Source organism: Pseudomonas schmalbachii (assembly GCF_017589465.1).
GTDB lineage: Bacteria > Pseudomonadota > Gammaproteobacteria > Pseudomonadales > Pseudomonadaceae > Pseudomonas > Pseudomonas schmalbachii.
This window is the reverse complement of the sequence record NZ_JAELYA010000025.1, coordinates 1-513: the sequence shown is the minus strand read 5'-3', so window position 1 is coordinate 513 and position 513 is coordinate 1. Positions and strand designations below refer to the sequence as shown.

General features: G+C 60.6%; 1 protein-coding gene. It reads right to left on the bottom strand.

The window, feature by feature from the left end:
* Positions 1-513, bottom strand: a 513-nt coding sequence (locus JFY56_RS24180; RefSeq protein WP_208316821.1) for a patatin-like phospholipase family protein, incomplete at both ends; no start/stop codon positions are given.

The following is a 513-nucleotide window of genomic DNA, read 5'->3' as shown; positions in this document are numbered from 1 at the left end:
CGTAGGCCTTCCCGTCTGACTCGAGGTCGCGCAACATCTCGCGGGTGGCATTGTACCTGGCCGGTCGAGCGATGATGGCTTCGGCGACGGCAGGACGATGCCTACATAACCGTCTAAGCGTCTGAGGACGTTTCACCTCGTTCTTGATGTAGTCGCGAGGTCGGGTACAGACGACGAAGAACCGGTCGTAGCCGTCGAGTTGAGCGCCGTCGCTGGGAATGCCACCTGTATCTCCTAAGGCTCCGTCGACGTACTCGACGCCCTCGATGGTCACCGGCGGCATGAATCCGGGCATGGTTGAGGAGGCCCGTATCCGCACCATGAGGTCGTCCATTGTTTTCATATCCTCGCGAGTGAACCATTCCTGCCCGCCGTCGCTGGTACGAGTCGCGCCGATGCGGAAAGCCTGACTTGACGCGCAGAAGGTGAGGAAATCAAAGGGGAGGGCTTGATGGGGCTCGGCGGTTCGCTGGTAGATGTACTCGCCGTCAAAGTATCCACGCCCTGCCAGCC